Raw genomic sequence first — 16,163 nt, forward strand, 5'->3', positions numbered from 1 at the left:
CTCCTATGGAATGTCGACATCGGCGTCTGAACTGTAAATGGTATCCCCTTAAGAATAATTCATTCGAATGAATCATGCAATTGTGGGTGCTGGATGTGTCTGTAATTCGAATGAATATGAGTCATGCGATAATATGGATTATGTGTGCTGCGGCGATATGGCGCGGCTGGATGATGCGATTTCGGAGGGTGTGTCATATGAAGTACCGTGAACTGGCGAAGATTCTCAAGGTGGAGATCGATAAGGGCAAATACCGTGACACGGGAAAGCTGCCCACCGAGCCCGAGCTCATGGAGCAGTTCGGCGCGACCCGGTACTGCGTGCGTAACGCCATAGCCCTGTTGGCCGAGCTTGGCGACGTGTACCCGGTGCAGGGCAGTGGAATGTTCGTCCGGGAGAACAGGCGCGAGGGCTGTCTCAACATCAACGGCACGAGGGGCATGACCTCGGAGTTCCCCGGCCATTCTGTATCTTCCAAGCTGATCAAACTGGAGCAGCGCGAGGCGGGCGAGGATTCCGCTCGCCTCAAATGCGCCGCCGACGCCAAGGTATACAGCGTCTCACGCCTGCGCCTGCTGGACGACGAGCCGTTCGCCATCGAGTACGCCCTGTATCTCAAGGAGTTCGTGCCGTATCTCAACGAGGAGATCGCCAGTGGCTCCATTTACGCGTACATTCGCGAGGATCTGGGTCTGAGCACGGGCTTCGCGGACAAGCTGATATACGCGCGAGAGCTGGATCACGGACGGGCCGACCTCCTCGGTCTGTCGGCAGGGGACCCCGCCCTGGTGGTCGAGGACGACGCTTATCTGGCCAGCGGCCGCATGTTCAACGCCGGCACGGTCTACTACCACTACAAGAAGGCCACGTTTTTTAATTTCGCCGACCTGAAGTAGTCCCTTATGCGCGTGAAGCGGCGTCGCCGGTGGGGGTGACGCCGCTTCACGGTATTCCCTCGGGAAGGCGACACTCCGTATCCAAAAATCATTCGAATGAATTTGACACAGCCGAATGAAACTCGTATATTGTAGTCAAGTCATTCGGATTACGCCTATTCATTCGAATGACTTGATACTGAACAAGAGGAATCGGACCGGCAGCAAGGACGCCGGCCCGGGGACATCAACCAGTCCAAAGGAGGACGAGAATGAAGGAGTTCGGCAACAAACTGCTCAACGGCTTCATGAAATTCGCGACGACCAAGGCGGTCACCGCTCTGAAGGACGGCTTCGTGCTCACGATGCCGGCCACCTTGGTGGGTTCGCTGTTCCTGTTGCTCGCGAACCTGCCATTCGAGGGCTACACGGACTTCATGAACAATCTGCTCACCGACAAATGGAACATCGGTTTGAACCAGGTGTCCGCCGGCACGTTCAATATCCTGGCCGTCATCATCGCGGTCGGCATCGGCTACGCCTACGCGCGCAATGAGAAGGAAGACGGCATCTCCTCTGGTCTGCTGGCCCTGGTCGCCTTCTTCATCCTCTCGCCGTCCTCGGTGAGCATCGACCACAGCACCGTCGATGCGATCAAGGAGGGCACCACCGCGTCCGTGTCCGGCGCGATCTCCACCTCATGGACCGGCGGCAACGGCGTGATCACCGCCATCATCGTCGGTCTGCTGTCCGGCTTGGTGTTCGTCAAGTGCATGAAGCACAACCTCAAGATCAAGCTGCCCGACTCCGTGCCTGAAGGCGTGTCCAACGCGTTCTCCGCCATGATCCCCGGCTTCTTCGTGGTGCTCGGCTCCGCGGTCATCTACCACCTGTGCCAGGTGTTCGGCGGCGTGAGCTTCACCGAACTCATCTTCAAGATCCTGCAGACCCCGATGCAGAACCTCACCGACAACTGGGCCGGCGCGATCATCATCACCCTGCTCATCTCCATCCTCTTCTGGTGCGGCATCCACGGCCCGAACGTCGTCATGGGCATCATGGCCCCGCTGCTGACCGCAAACTCCGTGGCCAACCAGGCCCTCATGGACGCAGGCAAGGCCGTGAACACCGCCGACGGCGGCCATATCCTCACCCCGCAGATCGTTGACTGCTTCGTCAAGTTCGGCGGCACCGGCATCACCCTCGGCCTGCTCATCGCCGGCCTGATCGTGGCCAAGTCCAGCCAGATGAAGGAAATGTCGAAGCTGTCCATCGTGCCCGGTCTGTTCAACATTAATGAGCCGGTCATCTTCGGCCTGCCGATCGTGTTCAACCCGTTCTTCCTGATTCCGTTCATCGTCGTCCCGCTGATCGCCATGATCATCACCTACGGCGCGATGTACATTGGCTTCATGCCCCCGTTCGGTGCCGTCCAGGTGCCGTGGACCACCCCGGTGATCATCTCCGGCTTCCTGCTGGGCGGCTGGAAGGGTGCGCTCATCCAGCTCATCATCCTTGTAATCTCCGTGGTCGTCTACCTGCCGTTCGTCAAGAAGCAGGACCAGATATGGGTCGCCGAGCAGTCCGCCAACGACGCCGATCTCCAGACCGCCGCCGAGGCCGCCAAGGCCTGAGATGCGGGCGGAACGGCTCCGTTCTTCCGATTGGCGACAATCGGATCATGGGAGCCCGGTATGAGCGACCACCCTTGCCGGGCTCCCGCCTTATCAAAACTCAACGCATATAGAGAACCAATCGTCCCACAATCGGTGTGGGACCCATTGAAAGGAAAACACCATGAAGATCGTACTGTGCTGCAACGCCGGAATGTCCACCAGCATGCTGGTCAAGAAGATGCGCGCTGCTGCCGAGGCCAAGGGCATCGAGGCCGAAATCGACGCCTACCCGATCTCCGAGGTCGAGGAGAAGGCCGCGAACGCCGATGCCGTGCTGCTCGGCCCGCAGGTGCGCTACGAGCTCGACCACGTCAAGAAGCTGCTGCCCGGCAAGCCGGTCGAGGCCATCAACCCGCAGGACTACGGCATGGTGCGCGGCGACAAGGTACTCGACCACGCCATCGCCATCGCCTCCAAGTAACCCGACACCAAACAGACAGACAACACAACCAAACGAACCAAGGGTGGTAACAATGGCAGAAGACAACAAGGACTTCGACTGGGAGACCCTCTGCTTCCAGATGATCACGGCCGCGGGAAGCGCCAAATCCGACTACATCGAGGCATTGCAGGCGGCCAAGGCCGGCAAGTATGACAAGGCCGACGAGCTCATCAAGAGCGGCGACCAGAGCTTCGCGACCGGCCACGACCTGCACACCAACCTCGTACAGCGCGAGGCGTCCGGCGAGAAGATCGAGGTCAGCCTGCTCATGACACACGTCGAGGACCAGATGATGGCCGCGGAGACCGTCAAACTGCTGGTCAATGAGCTCATCGCATTGTACAAGAAGATCAACTGACCCATAGGGCTATCAGGAAAAGGAACACAACATGGGTTTCCCAAGCAACTTTCTGTGGGGCGGTGCAGTGGCCGCCCACCAGCTCGAAGGTGCGTGGAACGAAGACGGCAAGGGCGTGTCCATTGCCGACGTGATGACCGCGGGCGCGCACGGCGTGCCCCGACAAATCACCGATAGCGTCGAGACCGGCAAGATCTACCCGAACCACTGGGGTAATGATTACTACCACCGCTTCCGCGGCGACGACTCGTTGTTCCAGGAGATGGGCTTCAAATGTTTCCGCACCTCCATCGCATGGTCGCGCATCTTCCCTAATGGCGAGGAGAACGAGCCCAACGAGGCCGGACTGAAGTTCTACGACGACCTGTTCGATGACCTCAAGGCCAAGGGCATGGAACCGGTCGTGACGCTCTCGCACTTCGAGATGCCGCTCAACCTGAGCCTCAAATACGGCGGGTTCACCGACCGCAGGCTCATCGACCTGTTCGTCAAGTTCGCGCTCACCGTCATGGAACGCTACAAGACCAAGGTGAAGTACTGGCTGACCTTCAACGAGGTCAACAACCAGATGAACCTCGACAACCCGATCTTCGCCTATACCGATTCCGGCATCCGCTTCTCCGAGTCGGACACGATCCACGAGCGCAAGCGCAAGGTCTGGCAGGCCGCGCACAACGAGTTCGTCGCCAGCGCCCTGGTCGTCAAACGAGGCCATGAAATCAACCCTGACTTCCAGATCGGATGCATGCTGGCCGTCGTGCCGATCTACCCGGCCACCTGCAATCCTGACGACGTGATGCGCGCCGAAGTCGCCATGCGCGACCGGCTCGTGTTCGGCGACGTGTATGTCAACGGCGCATACCCGAACTACGCGAAGAACATGTGGGCCCGCGAGGACATCACCCCTCACATGGAGCCGGGAGACGAGACGGCCATCGCCGAGGGCGCGGTCGACTTCATCTCCATCAGCTACTACATGTCGATGGCCCTGTCCGCCGACGACTCCACCCCCGGCGATTTCGACTCCGGCATCGCCGGCGTGGTACGCAACACATACATCCCCGCCACCAAATGGGGATGGCAGATTGACCCCGTCGGCCTGCGCTACGCGCTGAGCGTCCTGTACGAACGCTACCGCAAGCCGATCTTCATCGTGGAGAACGGCTACGGCGCATACGACACCGTCAACCCGGACGGCACCATCGACGACGACGACCGCATCGACTACTTGCGCGCCCACATCGAACAGGTCGGCAAGGCCATCGACCTCGACGGCGTGGAAGTCATGGGCTACACCGTGTGGGGCTGCATCGACCTGGTCAGCTTCGGCACCGGCGAATTCAAGAAACGCTACGGTCTGATCTACGTCGACGCCGATGACGAAGGCCACGGCAGCTTCGAACGCCGCCGCAAGAAATCCTTTGGCTGGTACCAGAAGGTCATCGCCACCAACGGCGAACAACTATAAAACGCGTAAAACGTATAAGGAGCAATATCATGTCTCAGGAATTCACGTTCACCGTATCCGACCCCGAGGGCATGCACGCCCGCCCCGCAGGCCTGCTGGTCGCCAAGGCGCAGCAGTATGATTCGACCATCATCGTCAGCCATGACGGCAAATCCGTGGACGCCAAACGTATCTTCGGCGTCATGGGACTCGGCGTCAAGCAGGGCGACGAGGTCACCGTTAAGGTGCAGGGCAACGACGAAGTCAATGCCGCCGCCGAATTCGAGCAGTTCCTCAAGGAGAACCTGTGATGAGAACGATACAAGCGTCGGCGTATCCGCTGGCATCGCCATCGGCGCGATCCGCGTGCTCGACACCGCCGACCACGCTGTCGAACGCCGCGTGGTCGACGATCCGCAGGCCGAGGTGGAACGCTTCCGCGCAGCCCGCGATGCGGCTGTCGCTCAGCTGAAGCAGTTGCGTGACAAGACCGCGGCCGAATTCGGCGAGGGCAAGGCCGAACTGTTCGACACCCACCAGCTCATGCTCCGGGACCCGGACTACGTGGAAAGCATCGAGGACCTGATCGCGCAGAGCAAGGTGAACGCTGAGTACGCGGTCAACAGCACTGCCGAACAGTTCGCTGCCATGTTTGCCGCAATGGACAATTCCTACATGCAAGCTCGCGCCGCCGATGTTAAGGATGTCTCTCACCGTGTGATCAATGTGCTCGAAGGCAAGCGCGGTGGTGTCGCGGACGAAGATGGTGGTGAGAGCCGGATCATCCTTGCCGAGGATTTGGCTCCTAGCGAGACCGTGCAACTCGATCGCGCCAAGGTGCTCGGCTTCGTGACCGCTAAAGGCTCCGCGAATTCGCACACTGCAATCTTGGCCCGCACAATGGGATTGCCCGCCATCATCGGCATCGGCGATGCCTTCGACCCGGCTGACGACGGCCATGCCGCAGTGATTGACGGCACCAGTGGTCTGGTGTTCGTTGACCCGGATGAGAAGACCCTCGCTGAATACCAGGGCAGGAAGGCTAAGTACGAGGAACATCTGCGCCTGTTGCAGGAGCTTAAGGGTAAGCCTACCGAGACCAAGAGTGGCCAGAAGGTTCGCCTGTACGCCAACATTGGCCGTCCTTCCGATGTGGCCGCGGTATTGGCCAATGATGCTGAAGGCATCGGTCTGTTCCGTAGCGAATTCCTGTACTTGGAGAGCGAAGACTACCCAACCGAGGAATTCCAGTTCCAAGCATATAAGGAAGTCGCACAGAAGATGGGCGACCGTCTCGTCGTCATTCGTACGCTCGATATCGGCGCTGATAAGCAGGTCGGCTACTTCAATCTGGAGCATGAGGCTAACCCCGCCCTCGGCTACCGTGCCATCCGTATCTGCCTGACCCGTCCGGAGATTTTCAAGGTGCAGCTGCGCGCTCTGCTGCGTGCCTCGGTGTATGGCAATATCGCCATCATGCTGCCTATGATTACCTCCGTGCAGGAAGTGCGCGATGCCAAGCAGATTCTCGAAGAGGTTAAGAACGAGCTACGTGGTGAGCATATCGACTTCAACGAGCACATCCAGGTCGGCATCATGATTGAGACGCCTGCCTCCGTGATTATGGCTGACGAACTGGCCGCCGAAGTCGATTTCTTCTCCATCGGTACCAACGATCTGACCCAATACACACTGGCCTGCGACCGTCAGAATCCGAACCTCGGACGCTTTGCTGACACGCACTCGCCAGCTGTGCTGCGCATGATCAAGATGGCCACCGAAGCCGCCCATCGCCACGGCATCTGGTGCGGCATCTGCGGTGAACTCGGTGCTGATTTGAGCCTGACTGACACGTTCCTTGAAATCGGTCTCGACGAACTGTCCGTTTCGCCTACCAGCGTGCTGCCTCTGCGCAACGCTATTCGCAACCACTGAGCGATACCAAAAAGACGTTAATGGCCCGTCTCGCAATATATATTGCGGTGTGCGGGCCATTAGCATATCTGCGGCTATGGTTGCTGCAATGCTGCTGAGCCTTGTTCCAAGGATTGGACATAGCACGCTGGATGCAGACGGCATGTCAACGTCGATGATTATGGTCGGCAACTATGTGTTCTATGCGTTGCATGATGACGATAGCGCGATTCGCGCTGAAGCCCGCGATCTAACGGGTAGATAGGCCCGCGGGTGGGCCTTGGCATACCTCGGTTCAGGTGTGCCGTTCAGTCATATGCAAATCAATAGTGCGCGATATCGATGTGCTGTACAACGACCAATCTGTATCGTCCGTATATCGCGCGTGAAAAAGAGAAAGATTAGAACACCCATATGTCTCACCCATTCTCGGAAGAATCAGCGCAGTCCGAAACCGGATGGATGCAGCGCGCCGTGCTGCTGCTCACAGGGCAGGCCTTCTCGCTGCTCGGCTCCAGCGTGGTGCAATTCGCTATCTGGTGGTGGATTGTGCTGCAAACCCGCACCGGCTCGGCCATGCTGCTGGCCACCTTATTCGGCGTATTGCCGCAGTCGCTGGTTTCGGTTTTCGGCGGTCCGATGGCCGACCGATACAATCGCAAAGCGCTGATTATCCTGCCGGACTTGATTATCGCCGGCGTGACCGTACTGCTGTCCGTGAGTTTCGCGCTCGACTGGGCAAGCCTGTCGCTGATTTTCGTGGTGCTGCTTATCCGCTCAGCTGGCGGTGGCATTCAGCAGCCGGCTGTGCAATCGTTTATTCCCGACGTGGTTCCGGAAAGCAAATTGTTGCGTGTCAATGCGATATTCGGCGTGATTGATTCCGCGAATCGTATCGCTGCGCCTGCGCTTGCTGCAGTACTGGTCAACTTGGTGCCATTGTGGGCGATTCTGCTGGTGGATGTGACCACTGCAGTGATTGGTGTGGGCTTTGTGGCGATGATTCGCGTGCCTCGCGCGGCTGTGCCGGATAGTGCCGTGCAGAATGGTGCTGTGCCGGACAATGTTGCGGAAGCACAAGGGAACGGTGCAATTGCCGGTACCACTGACTCGGCCGCCGCCCATTCCATTGCGATACTGCGTCGCACTTTCGCTGATCTCAAGGCCGGACTGGCGTATGCGATGCGCCATGCACATATCAAGGGTGTGATTCTGGGCGATGCACTGACCTGCCTGATGTCGGTCGCGCCAATGAACCTGACCTTGCTGCTCATGACCCGCGAATTCGAAGGTATCGATTTGAATCTTGGATTCATCAACCTCACCACCGCATCCGACAAGCTTGCCGCCAACGAACTCGGCTTAAGCGTCGGCATGCTGCTTGGAGGCGCGCTGATGTCCGCCATCGGACCCAAGTTGCTGCGCAGAAATATCGCGCAAATGTATGCCGTCGCATTGGGCATTGCTATGGTCGGCATCACGGTTATTGGCTTGGGTGTTTCCCGGAACCTGCTGCTCTACCTCATTATTGATGTACTGAACGGTGTTGCTTCGGCAGTCTGCGTCGGCCCGATGCGTACCGTGATGCAATCTGAATCCGATGAGTCGATGGTCGGTCGCGTATTCGGACTCGACACTATGCTGTCCACGCTCGGCATGCCGCTGGGCATGCTCATCTTCGCGCCGCTTGCCGACGTGATTCCGATAGCATGGGTGTTTATCGCTGGCGGTTTGCTGACGTTGCCGGTCGCCTGGTATGTGCTGATGCTGTCGCGCAAACCGGTGCCGTTGCGGACCTGATGGGTGTCGGCTGGTTGGTTGTGATGTGAGATGGCCATTCCGTGTCCGGTTGGCTGTGCTCGGTGACGTTAATGAAGTCAGCCGGGCAAACGATGGAGGGGTGGCTTCATTGAATTCGTTTCAATGAAGCCGTTGGCCATTCGTTGCCCGTTTGACTTCGCTTACCGCGTTTTCGCGAAGCCGATCAGGCAGGTGATGGCCGAATGGCTTCGCAGAGGCATGATGATGACGCAAGAGTGACGTGGTCTGGGCAAACCGCGTCAGAATGCCATCGCTTTTTGCCGTTGTGACATATTTATCAACTGCGGTCGCGCACAAAGAGCGACAGTGCGAATGCTGCCACTGCCACGATGGTGGCAACGAGGAATACCGCATCCACGCCATGTGCAAGACCTGCGGCCGCCGAGCCGGCAACGGACACCGGCTGCGTATTCATTGTCATGATGGTGAAGTTGATGGCGATGCCGATGGCGGCGCATGTTTGACGCAGCGTATTGTTCATCGCCGTGCCATGAGGCAGCATCGGCCCGGCTAGTTGGTTGAGCGCCGTGGTGGTGAGCGGCATCAGACAAAATGCCACACCGGTCATCATGATGGTGAAGAACAGTGCCGGATACCATGCCGGTGTGCTGGCGGTCATACGAGACAAAGCGAATGTGGACATGGCGACCACGGCAATGGCAGGAGGCGCGATACGCCGAATACCGACGCGGTCGAACAGTCGGCCGGCAACCGGATTGAACACGCCTTCGGCCACGCCGCCGCCCATCAGCAGCAGTCCGGATTGTAGGGCGGTCATGCCTAGTGAATCCTGAATGAACATGGGCAGAATATTCATCGTGGCGATGAATGTGACGAACACCAGCACTATCACTAGCATCGACAAGGCAAACATCGGTCGAGCGAACACACGAAAGTCAAGCATGGGGCGTTCGAGATGCAGCTGACGGTGAATAAACACGCACAGACTGACTGTGCCAACGATAAGCGAACCAAGTGTATCAGGGGAGAGCCAGCCCGACTGGCCAGCCATACTGAAGCCAAGCAACAATCCGCCAAAGCCAAGTGTGGAGAGCACAACCGAAAGCATGTCGATCGTTGGATTGGTTTGCCTGGTTACATTCTTCACGGTTGGGATGGCAATAGCCAATACGGTGACCGCAATAACAATCAATGGCACAAAGAGAAATCGCCACGGTAAGAAATCAATAATCAAGCCGGATAAAGTCGGACCAAGCGCTGGAGCAAACGCAATGACCAATCCGAACCAGCCCATCGCTGTACCGCGTTTGTCTGGCGGGAAGGTAATGAACAGTACTGTTTGCAGTAGCGGCATTAGGATGCCTGCGCCAGTTGCTTGCAGAATACGGCCAAGCAACAATACCCAGAATCCGGGTGCGAATGTGCATACAAGCGTGCCGAACAGGAACATGCCGATCGCATAGAAGAACAACTGTCGTGTAGTAAACCGCTGAATCAGAAATGCGGTGATGGGAATCATAATGCCGTTGGTGAGCATGAATCCAGTGCTCAACCATTGCACGGTATTGCTGGGCAGATTGAACTCGCGCATCAAATATGGCAATGCCGAAGTCATCAATGTCTGGTTCAGGATTGCGGTAAAGCTGCCGACCATCATCACAATGATCGGTACCAATGACTGCGTTTTGTTTGCTTTGTTCGCGGGCGCGACGGAATTCATGGAGTACCTCGGTTGGTTGGAAACGAATCCAGCTGATTTCGGTCAACGCCGCATGATTGCAGCGCCGTAGCCCCTGCCGGCGATGTCAGCGACAAGTGTAGCGATGGGGTTGACATGTGAATAGATTCGGTAGCTCCGAGGTGCGCGTGAGGTTGTTTATATATATGACTGCGCGCGACAGCTCGGTGTGCAGTGCGGTAGCGCAGGACTTTGGCTATCGCGTGCGAGGTTTGTTCTTATATGAGGTGCCGATGGCGCTGATCACCACGGCAGCGGTTGGCCGTCGCGGAAGAAGCCGCCTGTTGGGCCATCGTCAGGCAGAGTGGCGGCCCAGGTTACGCTTTTCGCGCTGACTTCAACCGGGCGTCCGAACATGCCTGAACCGAAGGAGTCGGTGAGGTCCGGGCAGACCGCGTTAACGAGAATATGGTCGGCGGCCAATTCCTTTGCGGTTTTGATGGTCAGGCCGTTGAGTGCGAGCTTGGAAATGCCGTATCCGGAAGCGGGAATGCCCATATTGCCATGCAGGAAACCATACTGCGGGTCTCCGTAAGAGCCGGCGCCGCTGGACACGTTGACGATGCGGCCATGCTCCGACTTACGCAGCAGCGGAATGAACTTCTGGGTGACATTCCATGTGCCGATCACATTGGTGTCGAACACCATGCGCATCTCGGTAAGGTCCTGCTGTTCCACCGAGTCGCCTGCGCGCATGGAGGCCGCATTGTTGATAAGCACGTCGAGTCGGCCGAAGCGACGATTGACTTCTGCGGCTGCGGCTTTGACGCTTGCCTCGTCGGTGGTGTCCATCACCACATAGCTGGCGGAGATGCCTTGGTCGATAAGTTCCTGGGTGAGTTGCGCGAGCTCGGGGCGGCGCGCGGCGAGAATAACATGATAGCCGGCTTCGCCAAGCTGACGGGCGGTTTCATAACCGAGGCCGCCTTTGCGGCCGGAACCGGTGATGAGTGCGATCTGCATGATGATGCTCCTTGAAATGATATGTGGTTGAGAGAGCTTGGAGCGGTTGGCTCAGAATTCGCGGCCGAGCTCGCGGGCCTTATCGAGGTATGGGGTGCTTGCTACCTGACCGGGTGCGAATACGCCGGCCGCAATCACCGAGCCCTTAATCTTCCAGCCGAGGCTTTCGCCGAAGCACATTTGGTAGTAGCCGAACACGTTTTTGGTGAGTACTTCTTCGGGGCTGGCGCCGGCGACCAACAGTGCGGATTCCTTGCCGGCAAGATCGTCGTGCGCGTCGAACGGTAGACGGTCCATCATCGCCTTGATTTGTGCGGAGAACTGCATCCAATAGGTCGGTGTTGCGATGACAATGCCGTCCGCGGTCTTCATCTGCTCCATCACCTGCGTCATATCGTCGGCCGGCTGGTCGTAAGCGGTGAACGGTGCGATGTTCATGTTCGCGAGCGTGAGCTTGGCTGCGGTGTTGCCGGCTGCCTCGACGCCTTCGATGAAAGCGTCGGCGAGCATATCGGCATTGCCTCCCTTGGTGGGGCTGCCTTGGATGACGAGAATGTGCTTGGTCATGGTGATTCCTATTCCTTTCGATGCCGTACGGCTATGCCGTTGCGTTCTTGATAAGGACAGTATGCATCAGTACATATACTTTTCGTCCTTAGAATAAAAAACTGATTTTTGTGATATGGCAACGATGTTAGGATGGGAAGTCATGAGCAAGCATGTTGAGAACACTGGAGCTGGAAGCATCACCGCCCCAACCTGCGCGATGGGCTACGCATTCAAAGCCATTGAAGGCAAGTGGAAGTTGCCGGTCATGTATGTACTCAGCGAACGGGGAGCCGCGCGATACAACGAAATCAAGCGTGAACTCGGCATCACCAATATGATGCTCACCAACACTTTGCGTGACCTTGAGGAATACGGGCTCGTCAATCGTACCCAGTACAACGAGGTGCCGCCTCGCGTTGAATACTCGCTCACGCCCAACGGTTACGCCATCATCCCCGCCCTCAAAGAATTCGAGAAATGGGGCCAGCTCCTGCTCGATACGAAAAAATGATAGTGCCCATAACTCTAGGTGTGAGTCGCAAACTTATGTTGCGTCGTGGATTGGATATTGATAGATAAAAGTGAAAATGGCTCACTTTTAATCTATATGTATATATATGAGCATATAAATTTCGATACAATAATCCGTGTGCTGGTTCGTATAAGAGTTGGAGATTTTGATGAACGCTAGTGCTGTTGCAAAGTTGCCGTTGCATTCATTGAATCCGTTTATGCCCGGTGCTGGCAAACAGCCTCCAGAGTTAGTGGGGCGTACGCATGATCTTGAACTCATGGATCGTATGATTGCTCGTACCAAACTTGGATTGCTGGATCGTGGAATTGTTTACAGCGGCTTGCGAGGCATGGGGAAAACGGTGCTGCTGCTCAAGCTTAATGACATGGCGACTCAGCAGGGGATGGTCACTGTGCAGATTGAATCGAATGGTGACGCTGCGGCGGAGTATGACGAGCTGCTCCATGAAATGTCCTTATCGATTATGCGTGTCAGGAAGCCTGATATTAGAGAACGTCTTTCGGGCGTGTTCTCGCATATTGGATCTGTGAATCTGGACTTTGTTCTTGGCTCGGCGAAGATCGAATTGAATGGTTCTGCCGAGGAACAACGAGCTGTTCGAGCATCGTCGTATAGGTTGGAGCTATTGATTGAGGGTTTGGCTGAAGCGCTGAAATCAAATGGTTTGGGCTTATTCCTGTTTGTGGATGAATTTCAGGATATGTCTTCCGAAGTAATGATGACGTTGATTACTGTGCAGCATAAGATGGGGCAGCGCAATCTGCCGTTCTACATCATTGGGGCTGGGCTTCCTAATCTGCCGGGTGTACTTACCAAAGCGCGTTCATATGCCGAGCGTTTGTTTGAATATCGTTCTATTGGCCGCTTGGATAATGCCGCTGTTGCTGATGGTTTCCAGAAGCCTGCGCGCGAACTGGGATATGCGTTCGATGATCAGGCGTTGAGTCGTTTAATTGATTTGTCGAATGGATATCCATATTTCATTCAGGCGTACGGCAAGGCTGCATGGGATGCTTCGGATTCCAATCCAATTACCGTTGATGCAGTGGAAAAAGGCGAGCCTGTTGCTCGGGCTGAGCTGGATCAGGGCCTTTATGTATCGCGTTGGCAGCGCGCCACGCCATTAGGCCGCGAATATCTGGCTGCGATGGCGGCTATTGGTGATATTTGTACGTCTGCGCAAGTGGCGAACCATATGGGCCGTAGTGTTTCCGATTTATCTTCGATTCGTTTGTCGTTGATTGAACTCGGTCTGATTTATTCCCCGGAGCGTGGTCAGATTGCATTCACCGTACCCGGTATGGACGAGTTCATACGCCGTGCTATGCCGGCTGAAACGCAATCTTATGATGGACGAGACTGATTAATTTACTGTGCCTGCCAGATCATGCCGATGTGGGGGATGCCATCTTCTAGGAATTCGTCGGAGACCTGCGTGAAACCGAGGTGCTCGTACAGCTTGCGCGCGTAGGTTTGAGCCTCGATGTGCACAGTGTCGACATGCATGCGCTCTTGTGCCACTTTCAGTCCCTCGCGCACAATGCGGGTGCCAAGGCCTTGCCATCGGTGAGTAGCTAATACGCGGCCGATGGACGCTTCGGGGAATGTGATGCCCGGGTCGATGACGCGGCAGTAGGCGGCGATGCCGTTTTCATCATGCAGGGACACATGCCAGCAGTGCCGGTCCGCCTCATCCACCTCCTGATAGGCGCAGTGCTGTTCCACCACGAACACCGCCACGCGCACACGGTAGATTTCATACAATTCTGCCGCGCTGAGCTCTTCGAACCGTTTGACCGTCAACTGCATGTGGCCAAGTGTACAAACCACATACGAATTGCATGCTTGACATGCATGGCTGGGTATGAAGCAGGAGTATTAGACACGGAAAGCGGCTCGTTGTGTAATACATTGCGAAAGCTTGTGAGCGGCCGGGCTAAGCGTTGGTAATGATGCATCGCATGCTCGGCCATGTTGAGATTAAGGAGACCGCAATGGAATACACCAAGCTAGGCAACAGCGACGTGACCGTGTCACGAATTTGCATGGGTTGTATGGGATTCGGCGACGCGACCAAAGTCCATCATTCCTGGATTCTCGATGCCGATCAGTCGCGTGAGATTATCAAATACGGTTTCGAACACGGCATCACGTTCTACGACACCGCCATCGGCTACGCGGATGGCACCAGCGAAGAATACGTGGGCCGTGCGCTGCGCTCCATCGCCAGCAAGCGCGAGGACTATCAGATTGCCACCAAGTTCCTGCCGCGTACGGATGCCGAGCGTGAAGCCGGCGTGACCGGCCAGCAGCATGTGCTGAACAATCTTGATGCTAGCTTGCAGCACCTTGGCCTTGACTATGTGGACCTCTACATCTGCCACATGTGGGATTACCACACTGATATGGCCGAAATCATGGAGGGCATGAACGAAGCCGTCAAGGCAGGCAAGGTGCGTACCATCGGCATCTCCAACTGCTATGCCTATCAGCTCGCCAAGATGAACGCGCTCGCCGAAGCCAACGGCTGGTTCAAGTTCGTGTCCATCCAAAGCCACTATAACCTCATCGCTCGCGAAGATGAGCGTGAATTGACCAAGCTGTGCTATGAAGACAACATTGCCATGACCCCGTACAGCGCGCTCGCCGCTGGCCGTCTTGCTCGCAAACCCGGCGCGGCTGCTACCAAGCGTCTCACGGAGGATCAGGTGGCGCATTCCAAATACGATGCCACCGAGGCTCAGGATGATGTGATTATCGAGCGTGTGGCCGAGATTGCCGCCAAACACGGCACTTCGATGACCGCCGTTTCACTCGCCTGGCTGTTGACCAAGGTGACTGCGCCTGTGGTCGGCATGACCAAGCCGCATCACGTCGATGGTGCGCTTGATGCCGTGGCCTTGAAGCTCACGGACGAGGAGATCACCTACCTCGAGGAGCCGTACGTGCCGCACAAGCTCGTCGGCGTGATGGCATTCAACCATTGATTGCAAAACGTCCGTATGTTCGCGCGCTTTACGTACCCCATGCGAACATACGGACGTTTTCTGTCTCACAATCCTTTGTATGTGCGCGCAGTACTCGTCAGTTGCGCGAACATACAAAGGATGGCTTGTCTACAGTGAGCTGCGAATCACGATTGTGACAGACTTGCGGCTACTGTGAGTCCGTCAATCAGGCGACGGATTCCCACCCACATTGGCAGCTCGTCCGTAACGGTACCGGTCTCGTCATCCTCCCACTTGAGCGAATGGGTGTGCCGACGGTCGATTAGCGTATCGAAATCGTAGGCTGGCGCTTCGTCGTCCATGTTCATATCGGTCATACCTGCACCCGCTCCTTGGTAACGATGGTGGTTCGTGCCGGGTCGATTTTATTCGCATCCAGAATAAGCTCGTCGATGTAATCCGCCCGGATCGTGCCACCGGCCGGGTTGATGACGCTGCCGATGGTCCCTCGCACATCGGCGTCCACAGCGGAATATTCGAACGCCAACGTGGTATTGATGAGCCGGCAGCTCCTCAGCGCGAGGTTGTCGATGTAGCACATGCCCTGCAGGCTTTCGATGGTGCAGTTCTCGAAGGTGAGGTTCTTGGAATTCCATCCCAGAGCGGGTATTTCCACTGGAACGCGCAATCGACCAGCTCAATACTGTGGGCGTGCTTCAACGGCGACTCGCCATCCGTGAAGATTGCATCGACGTATGTGGTGTCATGCGCGAAGAATTCGGCGCGCTCGCCGATTAACCGCGCTTGGTGCACCTCCTCAGGCATATCCGTCATGTCGGGATCCTTTCCGCTGTTCAGTCAGTATTTGCTGACGTTATTGAACAGCGGAAAGCGCGGAACATCCAATAGGTTTACGCCATGAGGATGTATAGCCAA

General features: G+C 56.7%; 19 protein-coding genes. 12 read left to right on the forward strand and 7 right to left on the reverse strand.

What is annotated here, in order from left to right:
- Window positions 1–197: 197 nt before the first annotated feature.
- The 9 genes from BISA_RS01010 (at window position 198) to BISA_RS01045 (ending at window position 8,512) form a co-directional block, all read left to right on the forward strand.
- Entirely contained in the window at window positions 198–896 is a 699-nt protein-coding gene (locus BISA_RS01010; protein WP_033889653.1) for a GntR family transcriptional regulator, read from the forward strand.
- A 251-nt stretch (window positions 897–1,147) separates the two neighbouring features.
- Window positions 1,148–2,509 (forward strand): PTS sugar transporter subunit IIC, encoded by a 1,362-nt coding sequence (locus BISA_RS01015; protein WP_033889654.1) that lies wholly within the window; start codon window positions 1,148–1,150, stop codon window positions 2,507–2,509.
- Between the two features lie 163 nt (window positions 2,510–2,672).
- Window positions 2,673–2,972 (forward strand): PTS sugar transporter subunit IIB, encoded by a 300-nt coding sequence (locus BISA_RS01020; RefSeq protein ID WP_033889655.1) that lies wholly within the window; start codon window positions 2,673–2,675, stop codon window positions 2,970–2,972.
- A 52-nt stretch (window positions 2,973–3,024) separates the two neighbouring features.
- On the forward strand, window positions 3,025–3,351 hold the full coding sequence (locus tag BISA_RS01025) for a PTS sugar transporter subunit IIA (RefSeq protein WP_033889656.1): 327 nt from the start codon (window positions 3,025–3,027) through the stop codon (window positions 3,349–3,351).
- A 31-nt stretch (window positions 3,352–3,382) separates the two neighbouring features.
- Complete coding sequence (locus BISA_RS01030) at window positions 3,383–4,819, forward strand: 6-phospho-beta-glucosidase (RefSeq protein ID WP_033889657.1); 1,437 nt, start codon at window positions 3,383–3,385, stop codon at window positions 4,817–4,819.
- A 29-nt stretch (window positions 4,820–4,848) separates the two neighbouring features.
- Window positions 4,849–5,109: an HPr family phosphocarrier protein gene (locus BISA_RS01035; RefSeq protein ID WP_033889658.1), complete on the forward strand. Its 261-nt coding sequence runs from the start codon at window positions 4,849–4,851 to the stop codon at window positions 5,107–5,109.
- The gene (gene ptsP, locus BISA_RS01040; RefSeq protein WP_081889946.1) at window positions 5,066–6,733 is read left to right on the forward strand and encodes a phosphoenolpyruvate--protein phosphotransferase; all 1,668 of its coding nucleotides are present in this window, start codon (window positions 5,066–5,068) and stop codon (window positions 6,731–6,733) included. Before BISA_RS01035 ends, ptsP begins: the two co-directional genes overlap by 44 nt.
- Before the next feature lie 76 nt (window positions 6,734–6,809).
- Complete coding sequence (locus tag BISA_RS12745) at window positions 6,810–6,977, forward strand: hypothetical protein (RefSeq protein ID WP_156099579.1); 168 nt, start codon at window positions 6,810–6,812, stop codon at window positions 6,975–6,977.
- Window positions 6,978–7,126: 149 nt separating this feature from the next.
- Window positions 7,127–8,512: an MFS transporter gene (locus tag BISA_RS01045; protein ID WP_033889660.1), complete on the forward strand. Its 1,386-nt coding sequence runs from the start codon at window positions 7,127–7,129 to the stop codon at window positions 8,510–8,512.
- Window positions 8,513–8,810: 298 nt separating this feature from the next.
- Here BISA_RS01045 and BISA_RS01050 read toward each other — a convergent pair whose 3' ends face one another.
- The 3 genes from BISA_RS01050 to BISA_RS01060 all read right to left on the reverse strand — a co-directional run bounded on the left by BISA_RS01050 (window position 8,811) and on the right by BISA_RS01060 (window position 11,762).
- The gene (locus BISA_RS01050) at window positions 8,811–10,214 is read right to left on the reverse strand and encodes a DHA2 family efflux MFS transporter permease subunit (protein ID WP_033889661.1); all 1,404 of its coding nucleotides are present in this window, start codon (window positions 10,212–10,214) and stop codon (window positions 8,811–8,813) included.
- 261 nt (window positions 10,215–10,475) lie between these two features.
- Window positions 10,476–11,195 (reverse strand): SDR family NAD(P)-dependent oxidoreductase, encoded by a 720-nt coding sequence (locus BISA_RS01055; protein ID WP_033889662.1) that lies wholly within the window; start codon window positions 11,193–11,195, stop codon window positions 10,476–10,478.
- 51 nt (window positions 11,196–11,246) lie between these two features.
- On the reverse strand, window positions 11,247–11,762 hold the full coding sequence (locus tag BISA_RS01060) for a flavodoxin family protein (RefSeq protein WP_033889663.1): 516 nt from the start codon (window positions 11,760–11,762) through the stop codon (window positions 11,247–11,249).
- Between the two features lie 142 nt (window positions 11,763–11,904).
- Here BISA_RS01060 and BISA_RS01065 point away from each other — a divergent pair, with 142 nt between their 5' ends.
- Window positions 11,905–12,255, forward strand: coding sequence for a winged helix-turn-helix transcriptional regulator (locus BISA_RS01065; RefSeq protein ID WP_033889664.1), 351 nt, complete (start codon window positions 11,905–11,907; stop codon window positions 12,253–12,255).
- Between the two features lie 169 nt (window positions 12,256–12,424).
- Window positions 12,425–13,642 carry an ATP-binding protein gene (locus tag BISA_RS01070; RefSeq protein WP_033889665.1) on the forward strand — a complete coding sequence of 406 codons (1,218 nt, stop codon included), beginning with the start codon at window positions 12,425–12,427 and terminating at the stop codon, window positions 13,640–13,642.
- Between the two features lie 5 nt (window positions 13,643–13,647).
- Here BISA_RS01070 and BISA_RS01075 read toward each other — a convergent pair whose 3' ends face one another.
- The gene (locus BISA_RS01075; RefSeq protein WP_033889667.1) at window positions 13,648–14,088 is read right to left on the reverse strand and encodes a GNAT family N-acetyltransferase; all 441 of its coding nucleotides are present in this window, start codon (window positions 14,086–14,088) and stop codon (window positions 13,648–13,650) included.
- A 185-nt stretch (window positions 14,089–14,273) separates the two neighbouring features.
- Between BISA_RS01075 and BISA_RS01080 the strand changes: the two genes are divergently transcribed.
- Window positions 14,274–15,266, forward strand: a complete 993-nt coding sequence (locus BISA_RS01080) for an aldo/keto reductase (protein ID WP_033889668.1) — start codon at window positions 14,274–14,276, stop codon at window positions 15,264–15,266.
- Between the two features lie 146 nt (window positions 15,267–15,412).
- Here the strand turns inward: BISA_RS01080 and BISA_RS01085 are convergent, their stop codons facing one another.
- Genes BISA_RS01085 through BISA_RS13290 form a run of 3 tightly spaced genes read right to left on the reverse strand, consistent with a single transcriptional unit; the run spans window position 15,413 to window position 16,061 of the window.
- On the reverse strand, window positions 15,413–15,604 hold the full coding sequence (locus BISA_RS01085; protein WP_033889669.1) for a hypothetical protein: 192 nt from the start codon (window positions 15,602–15,604) through the stop codon (window positions 15,413–15,415).
- The gene (locus BISA_RS01090) at window positions 15,601–15,915 is read right to left on the reverse strand and encodes a DUF3737 family protein (protein ID WP_033889670.1); all 315 of its coding nucleotides are present in this window, start codon (window positions 15,913–15,915) and stop codon (window positions 15,601–15,603) included. The genes BISA_RS01085 and BISA_RS01090 overlap by 4 nt, the downstream gene beginning before the upstream one ends.
- Complete coding sequence (locus tag BISA_RS13290) at window positions 15,801–16,061, reverse strand: DUF3737 family protein (protein WP_081889947.1); 261 nt, start codon at window positions 16,059–16,061, stop codon at window positions 15,801–15,803. The genes BISA_RS01090 and BISA_RS13290 overlap by 115 nt, the downstream gene beginning before the upstream one ends.
- Between the last annotated feature and the right edge of the window lie 102 nt (window positions 16,062–16,163).

The sequence above is a fragment of the Bifidobacterium saguini DSM 23967 genome, assembly GCF_000741715.1.
Lineage (GTDB): Bacteria > Actinomycetota > Actinomycetes > Actinomycetales > Bifidobacteriaceae > Bifidobacterium > Bifidobacterium saguini.